The following is a 16404-nucleotide window of genomic DNA, read 5'->3' on the forward strand; positions in this document are numbered from 1 at the left end:
GGGTTCCTGATAAAGAATTAAGTCAAGGCCAAGACAAGCCTGCTTGCCATCGGGCCAAAATGCACAATGCCGCACGCCCAGTTTCAGGGTGCGGCATTCAGTGCGCAGCAAACACTGCGCCAGCGCTGACAATCAACCCGCGTGACGCCGTTTTGCTGCCTGGAATCAACGATAACCCGCGCGGTCCATCAGCTTGACCGCCTCAGCTTGCAGCTCGCCCGCCTTGGCCACATTGATGTAGTTGTGCTTGAAATCTCCCCACTTGGCCACCACCGGGTCCACGTTCACCTTGCGGTTGACCGGGTATTCCATGTTCACATCGGCGTACAGGTTCTGGGCTTTTTCTGAGGACAGCCATTCGATCAGGCGCACCGCGCCTTTTTCGTTTTTGGCATAGCGGGTGACGCCAGCGCCCGACACATTCACATGCGTGCCCGAGCCTTGCTGATTGGCCCAGAAAATCCCGATCGGCAGCGAGGGGTTTTTCTCCATCAGGCGGCCAAAGTAATAGGTGTTGGCGATGCCGACATCGCACTGGCCGGCGGCGATGGCTTCCAGCATCTTGGTGTCATCCGGGAACACATCGGTGGCCAGATTATCCACCCAGCCGCGCACCACGCGCTCGGTTTTCACCGGGCCGATATCGGCCATCATCATGCCCACCAGCGACTGGTTGTACACCTTTTTCGAGGTGCGCAGACACAGCTTGCCTTTCCACTTGGCATCGGCCAGGTCTTCGTAGCTGGACAATTGCGCCGGCTTCACCTTGTGGGTGTTGAAGAAAATCGTGCGCGCGCGCACCGACAAGCCAAACCACTGCCCCTTGGGGTCGCGCAGGTGGGCCGGCACATTGGCGTCCAGCACCTTGGACTGCACCGGCTTGAGCAGGCCTTCATGCGCAGCCTGCCACAGATTGCCGGCATCCACGGTCAGCAGAATATCCGCCGGGGTGTTGGCGCCTTCGGCCTTCAGGCGCGCCATCAGCGGGCCTTCCTGGCCGGTGACGAATTTGACGTCCACGCCGGTTTCTTTTTTGTAGGCGTCAAACAGCGGTTTGATCAGCTGTTCGTTACGCGCGCTGTACACCACCACTTCTTCGGCATGGGCGACAGCAGACAGGGCGGACAACGTGGCAAGGGCAAGCAAAGCGTGTTTCACAGGCACACCTATTCAGCAAGGGGGTCAATCGGCAGATGGGATTATCCTAACGTAAAAGATAGAGATTATCAATTAGTAATATATTGACCGCGGTCAAGCGCAGGGCAATGGATGTCACGTTGTGGCGGCGCTGGCACATGGCAATGGCCCATTCCGGGCATCTACACGGCACAAAAAAAAGCACAACCTGGCCGCCCACTGGCTGGGGCGACGTCGGTTGTGCAAGGAGGGAAAACGAACGACGTGGAGAGAAACGATTACATCAATTGCTTGCTGATTGCGCTCACGCTGCCGAGGCGGCGGTGCGCATTTTTTCGCTGCGGCCGCGCAGCCATTCCAGCGTCAGCAGCAGCACGATGGAGAACAAGATCAGCACGGTCGCGGCGGCGGCGATGGTGGGGCTGATGTTTTCCTTGATGCCGGCAAACATCTGACGAGGCAGGGTGGTTTGTTCCGGGCCGGCCAGGAACAGGGTGACCACCACTTCGTCAAACGAGGCGGCAAAAGCGAACAGGCCGCCGGAGATCACGCCCGGCGCGATCAGCGGCAGGGTGACGCGGAAGAAGGTGTACACCGGGTTGCCGCCCAGGCTGGCGCTGGCGCGCACCAGATTGGGGTTAAAGCCGCGCAGGGTGGCGGAGACGGTGATCACCACAAACGGCACGCCCAGGGCGGCATGCACCATCACCAGGCCCAGATAGCTGTTGGCCAGGCCCAGCGGGGCAAAGAACAGATAGGCGCCCACGCCGACAATCACCACCGGCACCACCATCGGCGAGATCAGCACGGTCATCATGAACGACTTGCCCGGAAAATCCGCGCTGGTCAGGCCCACGGCCGCCACGGTGCCCAGCACGGTGGCCAGCAGGGTGGCCGCCGGGGCGACGATCATGCTGTTTTTCAGCGAGTCCATCCATTCGCTATTGGTGAAAAACGCTTCATACCAACGCAGCGAGAAGCTGTGAATCGGGTACATCAGGAAAGAGTCGGCCGAAAACGACAGCGGCACAATCACCAGCAAGGGCAGGATCAGAAACACCAGCACGCCGATGCAGAACAGCCGGAAGGCGTAAAACCACAGTTTTTCCAGCGGGGTTGCGTAAGGTTGCAGCATGGTCAAATCTCCTTCTTAACCCAGGCTCAGGCGGTTGGCGCCGACAATGCGCGCATACAGCGTGTACAGGGCCATGGTGGCGATCAGCAGCAGGCTGCCCAGTGCGGCGGCCATGCCCCAGTTCACCGTGTTATTGGTGAAGAAGGCCACGTAATAGCTGACCATCTGGTCATCCGGGCCGCCCAGCAGCGCCGGGGTGATGTAGTAGCCGATGGACATGATGAACACCAGCAGCGCGCCCGCGCCCACGCCGGCGACGGTTTGCGGAAAATACACCTTCCAGAAGGCCGGAATCGGGTGGCTGCCCAGCGACACGGCGGCGCGCATATAGGTCGGCGGAATGGCTTTCATCACACTGAACACCGGCAGAATCATGAACGGCAGCAGGATGTGCACCATGGCGATGTACACGCCGATGCGGTTAAAGGCCAGTTGCACCGGCGAATCGACAAAGCCCATCGCCATCAGCGCGCCATTGATCAGGCCTTCGTTTTGCAGCAGCACAATCCACGCCGCCACCCGCACCAGCACCGACGTCCAGAACGGCAGCAGCACCACAATCATCAGCAGATTGGATTTGCGGGTAGGCAGGTTCACCAGCCAGTAGGCCAGCGGATAGCCCAGCAAAAAGCAGAACAGGGTGACCACGGCGCTCATCCACAGCGTGCGGCCAAAAATCTTCAGATAAATCGCTTCGTCGTCGCCGGCCATGTGCAGGCTGTCGTCAGCGCCGCGCTTGATGTCCAGCGAGGATTGCAGATAAAAGCCGGTGTAACGGCTGTCCTGGTGACGCAGCACGCGCCAGTAGTCGGCTTCGGCCCAGCGCTCGTCAATATTGACGAATTGTTCGCGCAAGGGTCCGGCGGCCGGGTCCAGCGGCATGGCGCGCACGGTTTTGGTCAGCAGGCTGCGATAGCCGCTGATTTCCATATTCAGGCGCTTGGCGGCGTTGCCGACCATGGCTTTATTGTCTTTGGCTGCAGTCAGCTCCTGGACGAAAACGCCCAGCGCAGCCTCGTCGGGCAGGCCCTGGCCTTGCCAACCGGCCAGCGCGCTGACGGTTTTGGGCAGCATGGCCGGCACTTCCGGGTTTTCCACGCTGCGATACAGCAGCAAGGCAATCGGCAGAATAAAGGTCGCCAGCAAAAATACCGCCAGCGGCGCCACCAAGAGGGCGGCGCGAAGCTTCTTACGCCGTTCGGCGCGCTTGAGTTTGACCGCCAGCGGCACGCCATCGGCGGCCAGCAGCGGAGCATCAGCAGTCATGTTCATGAACAGGCGTTCCAATCATACGAGGCGCCAGGACCCCGCCCCCCGACGGGGCCCCAGCGGGAGATGGCCCCACCATCTCCCAAGACCCGAGCAAGCAGCATCACCGCTCAGGCCAGACAACGGCCGCCGGCCAAGCCGGCAACCCTTGAACCACAAGAAGTCGCGCCGGGCGCCCGCCCGGCGTGAGTCTTACTTGGCGGCCCAGGCGTTGAAGCGCTCTTCCAGCTCTTCGCCGTGGTCAACCCAGAACTGCACATTGATGCCCAGCGCGCCATTCAGGTTGGCCGGGGCGGTCGGCAGGGTCGGCAGCACCTTCGGGTCGATCATGCCGACGGCGGACTTGTTGGTCGGGCCGTAAGCGATCTTGTGCGAGTAGGTCTTTTGGTTTTCCGGCTTGCTGGCGAACTGCACGAACTTCAGCGCCTGCTCTTTGTTCGGCGAACCCTTCGGAATCACCCAGGAGTCGATATCCCAAATCGAGCCGTTCCAGACGATCTTCAGGTTTTTGCCTTCTTTCTGGGCGGCGTCGATGCGGCCGTTATAGGCCGAGCTCATCACCACATCGCCAGAAGCCAGGAATTGCGGCGGCTGAGCGCCGGCTTCCCACCATTGGATGTTGGCCTTGAGTTGATCCAGTTTCTTGAAGGCGCGATCCACACCGGCCTTGGTGCCCAGCACCTTGTACACATCGGCCGGCTTCACGCCGTCAGCCAACAGTGCGAATTCCAGGGTGTACTTGGCGCCCTTGCGCAGGCCGCGCTTGCCCGGGAATTTCTTGACGTCCCAGAAATCCGCCCAGCTGGTCGGGCCGGTTTTCAGCTTGTCGGCGTTGTAGGCGATGGCGGTGGACCACACAAAAATACCCACGCCGCATTCCGACACGGTGCCCGGCAGGAAAGCCGCCTTGCCGCCGATCAGTTTCGGGTCGATTTTTTCGTAAACGCCTTCTTCACATCCGCGCAGCACTTCCGGGGATTCCACTTCCACCACGTCCCAGGTCACCTTGCCGGCTTCGACCATGGCTTTGACCTTGGCCACTTCGCCGTTGTAGTCCACGCCCACCACTTTCTGGCCGGTGGCTTTTTCAAACGGCTGGTAGAAGGCCGCCACTTGGGCTTCCTTGTTGGCGCCGCCAAACGACACCACGGTCAGATCGCGCGCGACGGCCTGGCCGGCGAACACACTGGCGACGGCTGCCACAGCAGCCAGCTGGATCATCTTTTTCATGCGGTTCTCTCCTCTTGAGGGACAGTAGGGGTGCTACGTTGCTTAGGGGATACAACAGTGCTGCATGCTTTAACCATCGCCCGTTGCCGGGTTCAGGTTCAGCGTCGTTCAGCAAACCCAGCGAAGCGATCCTGGCTAGGCGTGCGGCCGCAGACAGTACGGGTAGTACGGCCAGGCCGCGCAACAACGCCAGGAGGGTTTGGTGAGCGGCGCTTAGGCGGCTAGCGGGTCGAGCGCGCGCAAATCCTCAGCCCGCCAGCCAATGCTCAGGCGATTGCCCACTTGCCAGGCCGGGTCAACCTCCGGCACCGGCACCTTGACCATAAAGCCGCTGTTGCCGGCAAAGTCCAGGCGCAGGCGCAGGTGGTCGCCCAGATAAATGAATTCAGCGATGGTGGCGTCAAAGCGGTTGGCGCAGCCTACCGCGCGCTCACCCAGCATCACCCGCTCAGGGCGGATGGACAGCGTGGTCGGCTGGCCGGCCTGGCGCACGCACACCGCGCGGGCCGAGACACTGCCGCCGCCAGTCAGGCGCGCCTGGCAGAAATCGCCGTCCACATGTTCGATGGTGCCGGAAATGGCGTTGCTCTCGCCGATAAAGCCCGCGACAAAGCTGTTGACCGGCGCTTCGTACAGCGTTTCCGCCGGGTCGATCTGCTGGATTTCGCCCTTGTCGAACACCGCCACGCGGTCAGACATGGTCAGCGCTTCGGATTGGTCGTGGGTGACGTACACCACGGTGACGCCGAGGTTTTCGTGAATGTGCTTGATTTCCAGCTGCATATGCTCGCGCAGCTGTTTATCCAGCGCGCCCAGCGGTTCGTCCATCAGCACCAGCTGCGGCTCGAACACCAGCGCCCGCGCCAGCGCCACGCGCTGCTGCTGGCCGCCGGACATCTGGCCGGGGTAGCGGTTGGCGAATTTATCCAGCTTGACCATGCCCAGCGCGCGCTTGACCTTGGCGTCCACTTCGGCGGCGGGCAGCTTGCGGATTTTCAGCGGGTAGGCCAGGTTTTCGCCTACCGTCATGTGCGGGAACAAGGCATAGTTCTGGAACACCATGCCGATATTGCGCTTGTGCGGCGGCACGCGGTTAAGCAGCTTGCCATCCAGACGGATTTCGCCGGCGGTGGGGGTTTCAAAACCCGCCAGCATCATCAGGCAGGTGGTCTTGCCCGAGCCGGACGGCCCCAGCAGAGTGAGGAACTCGCCACGACGGATGTCGAGGTCGAGGTGTTTCACGATGAGGTTTTCGCCATCGTAGCTTTTTTGCACGCCACGAAAGCTCACCAGCACATCGGTATCAGGGGAGGCAACGGACACTGAAATGATCTCCTCTTAGGGGCTGCCACTGTTCCGCAATGCGGAATCGAATTCTATTTTTGTGAGGCAAGATTACGGGGATGCGCTTTTGCTTGTAAAGCATTTTGCGTCATGCCAGCGGCACTCGCCGCAGAAAATCCGCCTGCATCCTGCCCGGTCACCCAGGTCACTGACACCATGACAAGGGTGCTGCCTTAACGGCCAGACTTAGAGCGAGAAGCATGCCAGAAAACCGCGAGTGTTTAATAAATTTATCAAAACGCTGATCCATTAAACACTCATCCGGGGCAAACACCCCACTGGAGTCGGCAAAAATACCGAGAAAACCCATAGGAATGCGCGCTTTTTGTGCGGTTTTGCACTTGTTTGGTGCATATTTAATGAACCAGTGTTCATAAAGCGTTGAATTAATCGAACACCCAGATGTTGCATGCACACAACACATTGTCGATTTTCAATAAAATGTTGCATAGCAACATTGACGTTAACTCGAACGCATGATTCACCTTGCCGGCTGCATGGCCGCCCAAGTGAGGTGTTTAAAAGATTAAGCACACGGTCGTGTTCATCTGACATGTCACTTGCGACACAGGCCACGACAAACTGTTATCGTGTATCCATTCCGGGTTTTTCCTTCGTCTTTCCGCTGGTCTGACCTGTCGGCAACGGGCGGGCGTATCGGGCAGGTGAACCAGATGCTCTTATAGATATGCGCCGCTCACAAAAATCAGCGCAGCGATCCTGACTGGGCGGGCGGCCGCAGACAGTACAAGTGGTACGGCAAGGTTGCGCAACAACGCCAAGGGAGGCGCAACGCTAACCACCTATATAATGTTGCTGGCTGAATGTGCCGATGCCGCTGTGTGGTGTCGCAGACCAGGGCTTCAGTGGCTGTTTGTGGCCGGGGTGTTGCCTGGAACTTTCCTGCTTGCCTGGCAGGGTGCTGGCCTAGATGGGCCGGCGCTTTCCCAACACAACATTTCGCGTTCAATATTGAAATTTTTGCCTATTGGGCGCATCTTCCCGGTTTGAACAACCGCACCGCCACCGTATGGCGGATTTGGCGCCGAGGCTCACCATGACCCAAACCCCCGATACCCCCCCGCTGCTGGAATTTCCCTGTCGTTTCCCGATCAAGATCATGGGCGCGGCGCATCCTGAATTCACCCGCACCGTGCTGGAAGTCACCCGCATTCACGCCCCGGATTTTGAAGAAGTCGATCTGGTGGTGCGCGAAAGCAGCGGCGGCAATTATCTGGCGGCCACCATCACCGTGCGCGCCACCTCGCGCGAGCAGCTGGACGATTTGTATCGCGCTTTCAGCGGCCACCCCATGGTCAAGATGGTGTTGTAACCTCACCCTGCGAGCCGTCCTATGCTGATCAAACACCTGGGCATGGTGGATTACGAGCCCACCTGGCGCGCCATGCAGGCGTTTACCGACGCCCGCGATGAACACACCCCAGACGAACTATGGCTGGTGCAACACCCGCCGGTGTACACCCTGGGCCTGGCCGGCAAGCCCGAGCATCTGCTGTGCGCCACCGATATTCCGCTGGTGAAAACCGACCGGGGCGGCCAGATCACCTACCACGGCCCCGGCCAGCTGGTGGTGTATATGATGATCGACTTCAAGCGCCTGGGGCTGGGCGTGCGCGAGCTGGTGCGCCATATTGAACAAGCGGTGATTGATTTGCTGGCCGAATTTGGCATTACCGGCAATGGCGATGTCGATGCGCCCGGCGTGTATGTGGACGGCGCCAAGATCGCCTCGCTGGGCCTGCGCATCCGCAACCACGCCACCTATCACGGCCTGAGCCTGAATGTGGACATGGACCTCACCCCGTTCAGCTGGATCAACCCGTGCGGCTACAGCGGCCTGCGCGTCACCCAATTGCGCGAGCTGGGCGTGACACTGGATGTCAACGCCGTGGCCGAGCGCCTGCTGCCGCATCTGCGCGCGCAACTGGCGGCGCATTAACGCGCCCGCCCCCACTGGAGACAACATGAAAACCGACAACACACAAGGCGTGAAGCTCAAGGGCGAAGCCAAAACCGCGCGCATTCCCATCAAAGTGGTGCAGCTGGACGAACGGCTGAAAAAACCAGAATGGATTCGCGTCAAATCCCCGTCTGGCGCGCGCTTTCATGAAATCAAAGACATCCTGCGCCAGCAAAAGCTGCACACCGTCTGCGAAGAAGCCAGCTGCCCGAACATCGGCGAATGCTTTGGCAGCGGCACCGCCACCTTTATGATCATGGGCGACATCTGCACCCGCCGCTGCCCGTTCTGCGACGTAGGCCACGGCCGCCCCAATCCGCTGGACCCGAACGAGCCGCGCCACCTGGCGGAAACCGTGGCCGCGCTGCGCCTGAAATACGTGGTGATCACCAGCGTGGACCGCGACGACCTGCGCGATGGCGGCGCCGGCCACTTTGCCGATTGCATCCGCGAAGTGCGCGCCCTGTCGCCAGACACCAAGATCGAAGTGCTGGTGCCGGATTTTCGCGGTCGGCTGGACATCGCCCTGGACATCCTCAGCGAAACCCGCCCGGACGTGATGAACCACAACCTGGAAACCGCGCCGCGCCTGTACAAGCAAGCCCGCCCCGGCGCTGATTACCAGCACTCGCTGGAGCTGCTGAAAGCCTACAAGGCGCGCAACCCGGACGTGGCCACCAAATCCGGCATCATGGTTGGCCTGGGCGAAACCGACGAAGAAGTCTACGAAGTGATGCGCGATATGCGCGCCCACGACATCGACATGATCACCATCGGCCAATACCTGCAACCGACCACCACCGGCCACCTGCCGGTGCTGCGCTACGTGCACCCGGACGTGTTCAAGCAGTTTGAAACCGAAGCCTACGCCATGGGCTTCCGCCACGCGGCAGTGGGCGCCCTGGTGCGCTCGTCTTACCACGCCGATCAGCAGGCGCATCAGGCGGCGGCGGTGTAAACAACACCCAAAAAAATCCTTTGGGTGTGATCAGGGGCGAGTGCAAGGCTCGCCCCTTTTCTTGTCTTCGCTCACGACACCCCGCACCGCGATCCCGGCCAGACGTGCCGCTGCAGACAATACAGGCCGTACGGCAAGCCTGGCGTGTGGTGAGCGGCGCTAGCCGTAGCCCACGCCTTGACCCTCAGCGACTCAAGGCCGCCTGCAACAGCCGCAGCATGGCCGCCGTCGCCCCCCAGATAAAACGCTCCTGATGGGTGAGCGACAGATACTGTCCGCGTCGGCCGTCTTGTTCGTAGTCGTGGCGCACATAATTGCCGGCGTCCAGCGCCAGCGACAGCGGCAGTTCAAAAATCTCCGCCACCTCGCCCGCCTGTGGATGCAAATCCAGCGGTGGCGCAATCAGCCCAACCACGGGCGTCACCAAAAAACCCGTCACCGTCACATACTCGGGCAGTTCACCCACCACTTGCACCTGTTGCGGCGCCAGGCCGATTTCTTCGTGCGCCTCGCGCAGCGCCGCCGCGCGTGGGCTGGGGTCGTCTGGCTCCAGCTTGCCGCCGGGGAAGCTGATCTGCCCGGCATGGTGGCGCAGGCCGCTTTCCCGACGGGTAAGCACAATGCCAGGGCTTTCTGGTCGCCAGACCAGCGGAATCAGCACGGCGGCCGGACGGGTGAGGTTGGGTTGGCGGTGTGGCACATCGCCAGGGCGTTCGGCCAGTGGGTGGGCAAGGCGGGTCAGCAACCAGTCGTGGGCGGCGTCGATATGGGTGGGCAGCATGGGTTCGGGCGGTGGGCAACAAACAGATGATCCAGCTTTCAGTGTAACGTGTTTGCCAGGCGGCCGGTGCGGGTATTTGATTTGCATCAAAGGTGGCCAGGTGCAGGCAGGTAGAATCCCGTAGTTTTACTTAGCTGGCTTACATATGGGCTATAGTGTAGCTATTGTCAGCCATGCTTTTTCTTCACTGTGATGCCTGATTTCACCTTGTCTGCCATGGGGGCCGCCTCTTGAGCAATTCGATCGCCCCATCTCGGCCGCTTGCCAAGTTGTTCACTGCGCTGTTTATCTGGTTGCCATCGTCCTGGGCCTCTGTGCTGGTGCTGGGCCTGGGCGTGGCTGTCAGCATGGTGGCCGGTGATCTGGATGCCGAGCGGCAAGCCAGCGAAGAACGCGGCCGCGTGCTCAACGAACTGGCGCTGGCGCGCGCGCGGGTAGAAGGCGCCCTGAAAGCCACGTTTAACTCCACCGATGGCCTGGTGCACCTGATCTCACTGCGTGGCGGCATCGACCCTGGCTTATTTGCCGACATGGCCAGGCTGGCGATTGGCAAAAACCCGCATGTGCGCAATATCACCGCCGCCCCGGATGACACGGTGACCATGGTCTATCCACGTACTGGCAACGAGCGGGTGCTGGGCTTTCGTTTTGCCGACAACCCCGAGCAATTGAGCACGGTGACCCTGGCGCGCGAGCGCCACCACGCCATCCTGGCCGGGCCGGTGGAACTGGTGCAAGGCGGCCGCGCGCTGATTCAGCGCACACCCGTGTTTACCCTGACTGGCCGCGAGGTGCATTACTGGGGCACGGTGTCGATTGTCGCCCATATCGACGGCCTGCTGCGCACCAGCGACTCGCCGGCCATCCGCCTGGCCATTCGCGGCAAGGATGCGCTGGGCGCGCATGGTGAGATGGTGGATGGCGATGCCAGCGTGTTTGCCAGCCAGCCGCTGCTGATGGATATCGAAGTGCCTGGCGGCAGCTGGCAACTGGCTGCCGTGCCGCAACACGGCTGGCAGACACATCCGCTGTATGATTCGTTTTATTTTCATTTGGGCCTGGCCATCAGCGTGCTGCTGGCGCTGCTGGCTGGCGCACGCGCTGAATATGGCCGCCAACTGCGCGACCACAACCGCGTGCTGCAAAACGAAATGCACGAACGCCGTCGGGTAGAAGCCGCGCTGCGCGAAGAAGAAGAGCGCTTTCGCCGCTTATTTGATTCCTCGCCCGATCCGGCCTGGATTCTGGAAGGCCCGCGCTTTGTCAAATGCAACCCGGCTGCCCTGAGCGTGTTTGGCTACGATGCCGCCGACAGTGCGGTGTTCAGCCACCCGGCGCGCCTGTCGCCGGAATACCAACCCGACGGCCGCGCCTCGTATACCGCCGCCGAGGCGATGATGGCCATGGCGCGCGCGCGCGGCAGCCATCGCTTTGAATGGCTGCACCTGCGCAGTGATGGCTCGCCGTTTTATGCCGAAGTCACCCTCACCGCCATGGTGATGCGCGGCGCTTCGCTGCTGCACGCCGTGGTGCGCGACATCTCTGCCCGCAAGGAAGCCGAGCAAGCACTGTTTGCCAACCGCAACCTGCTGCAAACCCTGATCGAAAGTGCTGGCACGGTGATTTATGTGTTTGACACCGATGGCCGGCTCAAACTGTGCAACCCGCAGTTTGAAACCCTGTGCGGCCGCGCGCGCGAAGCCATGCTGGGCCTGCGCCGCGAGGCGTTTTTGCCACTGGCCATTGCCGGCGAACACGCCGCCAACGACCAGCAAGTGATGCTCAGCGGTGCCCAGCGTGAATTTGAAGAACATATGGTGTTGGACGGCCAACCTCGCGTCTTTCTCAGTATCAAACGCCCCCTGCTGGAAAACGGCGTGGTAACCGGCGTGGTGGGGATTTCCACCGACATCACCGAGCGCAAGGCCGCCGAAGAAGCCCTGCGCCTGTACGCCAATATCTTTGAGCAAACCAACGAGGCGATTCTGGTCACCGACCGGGACAACTGCATCGTGCGGGTGAACCCGGCGCTGGAACACATCACCGGCTACCGCTTTGACGAGCTGCGCGGGCGCAACCCCAGCATGCTGGCCTCGGGCAACACCCCTGGTCATGTCTACCACGAGCTATGGCAGGCGTTGCACACGCATGGCCACTGGCAGGGCGAGCTGTGGGACAGACGCAAGGACGGCGCGGTATACCCCAAGTGGACCAATATTTCCGTGCTGCGCAATGCCCACGGCGAAATCACCCATTATCTGGGCCTGTTTACCGACATCACCGAGCGCAAGCACGCCGAAGCGCGCATCGAGCACCTGGCCCACCACGACAAACTCACCGGCCTATTTAACCGCCACAGCCTGCAAGAGCGCCTGGGCCAGGCGCTGGCCAGCGCCACCTACGCCAACACCCGGCTGGCCGTGCTGTTTATCGACCTGGACCGCTTCAAGATCATCAACGACACCCTGGGTCACCACATCGGCGACCAGCTGCTGGTGGAAGTCGCCAACCGCCTGCGCCAGGTGGGCCACGCCAATGACATCGTCGCCCGCCTGGGTGGGGACGAATTTGTTGTGGTGCTGGCCAGCGACGAATCCGCCCGCGAGGCCCTGCCCATCGCCTGCCAGATGCTGGCCGCGCTGGGCGCCCCCTATTTGCTGGACGGCAACCAACTGCACTCCACCCCCAGCATCGGCATCAGCGTCTACCCCGACGACGGCGACAGCGTGGACGCCCTGATGAAAGCCGCCGACACCGCCATGTATCACGCCAAGGCGCAGGGGCGAAACAATGTGCAGTTTTTTACCGCCGAAATGAACGCCGCCGCCGCCGAGCGCATGGAGCTGGAGCGCGACCTGCACCACGCCATCGCCCACCAGCAACTGGATGTCCACTACCAGCCGCAAGTGCAAGCCGCCAGCGGCCGGGTGTGCGGCGTGGAAGCCCTGCTGCGCTGGCCCCACCCCACCCGTGGCCAAGTCTCGCCGCTGAAATTCATCCCGATTGCCGAAGAATCCGGCCTGATCGAAGCCCTGGGCGCCTGGGTGCTGCGCCAGGCTTGCCAGCAAGTGGCGCACTGGAAATCCATCGGCATCCACGGCGTGCGCATGGCGGTGAATTTATCCGCCCACCAACTGCGCTCGCGCCAATTGGTGGACACCGTGCGTGAAGCCATGCACGCCCACGGCGTGCAAGCCGGCGAACTGGAGCTGGAAATCACCGAGTCCGCGGTGATGAAAGACCCGCAAGCCGCCATCGACACCCTGCAACAACTGCGCGACCTGGGCGTACACTTGGCCATCGACGACTTTGGCACCGGTTACTCCTCCCTGGCCTACCTGAAACTGCTGCCGGTAGACGTGCTGAAAATCGACCGCTCTTTTGTCAAAGACATCGAAACCGACCGCAACGACGCCGCCATCTGCGCCTCCATCCTCGCCCTGGCCAAAAGCCTGGGCCTGAAAGTGGTGGCCGAAGGCGTAGAAACCGCCGCCCAGCGGGATTTTCTGGACAGCCACGGCTGCGATTATCTGCAAGGCTACTTCTTCGCCAAACCCCAACCGGCAGCACTGTGCGCCGAACAATGGCGGCAAGCCCCAGCCCTGCCCGCCCCGGTCAACCCATAGCCGCATCGCCCCGGCCAAACACCTCCACCCACCAGGCGGTGAACTCGGGCGTGTCGCGGATCGGGTCGAGGTCGGGGTCGGTGCGGAGGTGGTCTTCGGACAGCAAAGCGCCGTGGGTTTGACAAATACGCAGCCAGCGGATGGCGTCGGCGGGGCGGTGGCGCAATGCGGCGATACAGGCCAGATTGTAGGCAGCAAGGCCGGGCTGGCCGGCTTCGGCTTGCAGCAATAGCGCTTCGGCTTGGTTTAGCAGGGCGGCGGCTTCATCTGGGTGGGTGTGCTGAATGGCATGGAATTCGTTTAGCAGTGCTGCGCCCCAGTTATTGGCTGCCTCATGCAGGTCTGGCTTGATCGCCAGCGCCTGGGCGTAGCATTCACCGGCTTGTTGCCACAACGCCCGCGTGGCTACCAGATCGCTCGTCGCCAAGGCTTGGGCTTCCCGAGTCAATGCAGAGCCCCAGTTGTAGGCCGCCTCATGCTTGTCTGGCTTGATTTCCAGCGCCTGGGCGTAGCGTTCACCGGCTTGTTGCCACAGAGCCCGCGCGGCCGGCAGATCGCTCGCCGCCAAGGCTTGGGCTTCCTGTGTCAATGCCCAGCCCCAGTTGTAGGCCGCCTCATGCTTGTCTGGCTTGATTTCCAGCGCCTGGGCGTAGCGTTCACCGGCTTGTTGCCACCGTACCCGCGCAGCCGGCAGATCGCTCGCCGCCAAGGCTTGGGCTTCCTGAGCCAGTGCATAGCCCCAGTTGTAGGCCGCCTCATGCATGTCCGGCTTGATTTTCAGCGCCTGGGCGTAGCGTTTACCGGCTTCCTTCCACAGCGCCCGCGCGGCCGGCAGATCGCCACTTTCCGCCAAGGATTGCGCTTCGCGGGCCTGTGCATTGCCTTTCTTCACCCACGCCCAGCTTTGCACGTCTGGATCGGTGGAGTTTTGCAGCGCACTTACCCCACCAATCAGGTAGGCATTCACGTCTTGGCTGGGGTGTGCAGGTGAGTCTTGTCCAGACACATCCGCTTTGAGCAATGTTTCAGCCTGATCCAGTAGACGGCGGGTTTGCTTAAGCCAGTCGATGCCGTTTGGTTCGTCGTGATAGTACGGTTTGTCGTTTTGCTTGCCGTCTTCAATAAACTCGGCAATTGGCGTCAGTTGCTCGCGCAGGTGGGCAAAAGGCTGGCCCAGCAGCGTTGGCGGCCAGGCGTCCATGTCCCGCGCCAGCTTCATGAAAAAGTGATCCGCCCCTTCCGGGTGATGCAGATGAAAGGCGTAGCGCTCTGCGCTGAACAGCTCGGCCAAGTGCGGTTTTGGCGTGGGCTGAGTGCTGATCCAGTACAGCCCGCATTGGTGGCAGTCAGCCTGAATCAGTTCCAGCAGCGGGTCGGCTTCGCCGCTATAGCCGACCACGATCCATAGCCGCCGCTCGCGGGCGTGGTCGAATATCGGTTTGAGTTGCTGGGCATGCTGCGCCAGTTCGTCCGGGTCGTTAAGCAGGCTAAAGCCGTTGCGCTGGCCGTGCAGGTGAAACACCGCCAGGTCAGGCAGTTCGGCCATGCGCATTTGGGTGGGGTGAAAGGCGGTGAGGTCGTACACCGCCGGGAACACATTCACCAGCGCGCAGGCGCGGGTGATGAGCTGGTCGAAGTTGGTGGTCAGCACGCGGTCGAGGCGTTTGTGTTTCAGCAATTGCGCCAGGCCAATATGCGCCCAGTTGATTTTTGAGTCGTCAATATAGCCCTTGAACAGGGAGCGGCGCTGATCGGGGTTCAGCTCGTGCATGTACTGGTTGTAACTGGGCTTGCTGGTTGCGCCTGCTTTTTGCCGGGCGCGTTGCCAGGCTTGCGGAAACGTCTTGCGGATATCGTCAATAATGCCGCCAGCCAGCGGAATGCCGCCCGAAAACGAACAGCCAGCGCCAATCAGCACCGTGGCGCGGCCCTCGCTGCTGCGCAGGTCCTCCACCAAATCCTCAAAGCTGCGGGTCTTGAATAAGGATAATGAGCCTTGCGATGGGGTGGAGGTGGCGGCAGTTGGGGCAGTCATGGCGCGGCGGGGGTGGCAGGGCGGGAGATGCCATCAGGATGAAACCTGGCGCGATGGGCGTCAAGTGGCCTTGCGCTGCGCCAGGTGCTGCGCCCGGTTTGGCGCGGGATGGGCACTTGGCGCCGCTAACACAACCCTCCTGGCGTTGTTGCCCACCCGCACTGTCTACGGTGGCACGCCCAGCCCAGCCAGGAGCGCTGCGCTGAGTTTTGTTCGCGGCGCTTAGTCTTCCTCAATTTCCATTTCCGCCATGATGGCGTATTTCTCGGCGGTCCAGCGTTGGAAGTCTTCTGGTGCTTGCTCAACAAAGCGGGAGGCGCCGGGGGTCGCTTCGATAATGGCGGTGGTGTTGGCAAAGCCGGTGGCGCTAAACCAGTTGTCCATGATGACGATATAGTCTGGCTCGGGAAGGTCTTTGAAGGCGCTGATCTGGCGCAGCACGTTCAGAGCATCGACAAAATTGTCATAGCTCTCAGAAAAATCAACTACGGTGAGTGTCCACTCGCCCGTGGCTTCGTCGTATTGATTGATCAGCGGGCCATAGCGGCAGGTGTCCACCAACTCAGTCAGCCAGTGTTGCACCGACGTGCCATGCGGCGCGTTGTTAAGGATTTTTTCTTCGATGCCGGGCGTTTCTTTGCCGTAAAACTGGCCAGTGGCCAGCCAATCGACAAAATCGGCGTATTGCTTGGCCGGGGTGATGATGTGTTCAAGAAAGCGCTGATGTTGTGCGGCGCTGAGGTGAAAACGGGCAATCAGTTGCGAGGGTTCGGACATAGAGGGGCTCCCTGGCTGGCGGCAGGCGCGACGCCGGCATGGCGCCGCTGTCAGCACAGGCGGCACGTCTCGCTAACAGCCCAGGGCCCGCTGCCGCGTATGGCCTAGAGAAACAGCAGCTTAAGCTCAGT

Annotated in this window: 12 protein-coding genes; 4 read left to right on the forward strand and 8 right to left on the reverse strand. The window is 61.4% G+C overall.

The window, feature by feature from the left end; translation table 11 throughout:
- Nucleotides 1-165 precede the first annotated feature (165 nt).
- From DFR34_RS12550 to DFR34_RS12570, 5 genes are all read right to left on the reverse strand, one after another.
- Complete coding sequence (locus DFR34_RS12550) at nucleotides 166-1146, reverse strand: extracellular solute-binding protein (protein ID WP_373277972.1); 981 nt, start codon at nucleotides 1144-1146, stop codon at nucleotides 166-168.
- A 295-nt stretch (nucleotides 1147-1441) separates the two neighbouring features.
- The gene (locus tag DFR34_RS12555; protein ID WP_110391503.1) at nucleotides 1442-2272 is read right to left on the reverse strand and encodes an ABC transporter permease; all 831 of its coding nucleotides are present in this window, start codon (nucleotides 2270-2272) and stop codon (nucleotides 1442-1444) included.
- Between the two features lie 15 nt (nucleotides 2273-2287).
- On the reverse strand, nucleotides 2288-3544 hold the full coding sequence (locus DFR34_RS12560; RefSeq protein WP_245906885.1) for an ABC transporter permease: 1257 nt from the start codon (nucleotides 3542-3544) through the stop codon (nucleotides 2288-2290).
- A 189-nt stretch (nucleotides 3545-3733) separates the two neighbouring features.
- Nucleotides 3734-4771 carry an ABC transporter substrate-binding protein gene (locus DFR34_RS12565; protein ID WP_110391504.1) on the reverse strand — a complete coding sequence of 346 codons (1038 nt, stop codon included), beginning with the start codon at nucleotides 4769-4771 and terminating at the stop codon, nucleotides 3734-3736.
- A 213-nt stretch (nucleotides 4772-4984) separates the two neighbouring features.
- Complete coding sequence (locus tag DFR34_RS12570; RefSeq protein ID WP_211309403.1) at nucleotides 4985-6094, reverse strand: ABC transporter ATP-binding protein; 1110 nt, start codon at nucleotides 6092-6094, stop codon at nucleotides 4985-4987.
- Nucleotides 6095-7172: 1078 nt separating this feature from the next.
- Here DFR34_RS12570 and DFR34_RS12575 point away from each other — a divergent pair.
- Genes DFR34_RS12575 through lipA form a run of 3 tightly spaced genes read left to right on the forward strand, consistent with a single transcriptional unit; the run spans nucleotide 7173 to nucleotide 9054 of the window.
- On the forward strand, nucleotides 7173-7448 hold the full coding sequence (locus tag DFR34_RS12575; protein WP_110391544.1) for a YbeD family protein: 276 nt from the start codon (nucleotides 7173-7175) through the stop codon (nucleotides 7446-7448).
- A gap of 21 nt (nucleotides 7449-7469) precedes the next feature.
- A complete protein-coding gene (gene lipB / locus DFR34_RS12580; RefSeq protein WP_110391506.1) occupies nucleotides 7470-8075 on the forward strand; it encodes a lipoyl(octanoyl) transferase LipB in 606 nt (201 codons plus the stop codon).
- A 25-nt stretch (nucleotides 8076-8100) separates the two neighbouring features.
- A complete protein-coding gene (lipA, locus tag DFR34_RS12585) occupies nucleotides 8101-9054 on the forward strand; it encodes a lipoyl synthase (protein ID WP_110391507.1) in 954 nt (317 codons plus the stop codon).
- 184 nt (nucleotides 9055-9238) lie between these two features.
- On the opposite strand, the gene DFR34_RS12590 is transcribed toward lipA, so the two are convergent.
- Nucleotides 9239-9835: a CoA pyrophosphatase gene (locus tag DFR34_RS12590; RefSeq protein WP_110391508.1), complete on the reverse strand. Its 597-nt coding sequence runs from the start codon at nucleotides 9833-9835 to the stop codon at nucleotides 9239-9241.
- 230 nt (nucleotides 9836-10065) lie between these two features.
- On the opposite strand from DFR34_RS12590, the gene DFR34_RS12595 reads away from it, so the two are divergent.
- Entirely contained in the window at nucleotides 10066-13461 is a 3396-nt protein-coding gene (locus DFR34_RS12595) for a bifunctional diguanylate cyclase/phosphodiesterase (RefSeq protein ID WP_146215141.1), read from the forward strand.
- Here DFR34_RS12595 and DFR34_RS12600 read toward each other — a convergent pair.
- Both DFR34_RS12600 and DFR34_RS12605 read right to left on the reverse strand, forming a co-directional pair.
- The gene (locus DFR34_RS12600) at nucleotides 13451-15496 is read right to left on the reverse strand and encodes a TPR end-of-group domain-containing protein (RefSeq protein ID WP_146215142.1); all 2046 of its coding nucleotides are present in this window, start codon (nucleotides 15494-15496) and stop codon (nucleotides 13451-13453) included. The genes DFR34_RS12595 and DFR34_RS12600 overlap by 11 nt on opposite strands.
- A 222-nt stretch (nucleotides 15497-15718) precedes the next feature.
- Entirely contained in the window at nucleotides 15719-16273 is a 555-nt protein-coding gene (locus DFR34_RS12605) for a hypothetical protein (RefSeq protein WP_110391511.1), read from the reverse strand.
- Nucleotides 16274-16404: the final 131 nt, after the last annotated feature.

The sequence above is a fragment of the Rivihabitans pingtungensis genome (assembly GCF_003201855.1).
Classification (GTDB): Bacteria; Pseudomonadota; Gammaproteobacteria; order Burkholderiales; family Aquaspirillaceae; genus Rivihabitans; species Rivihabitans pingtungensis.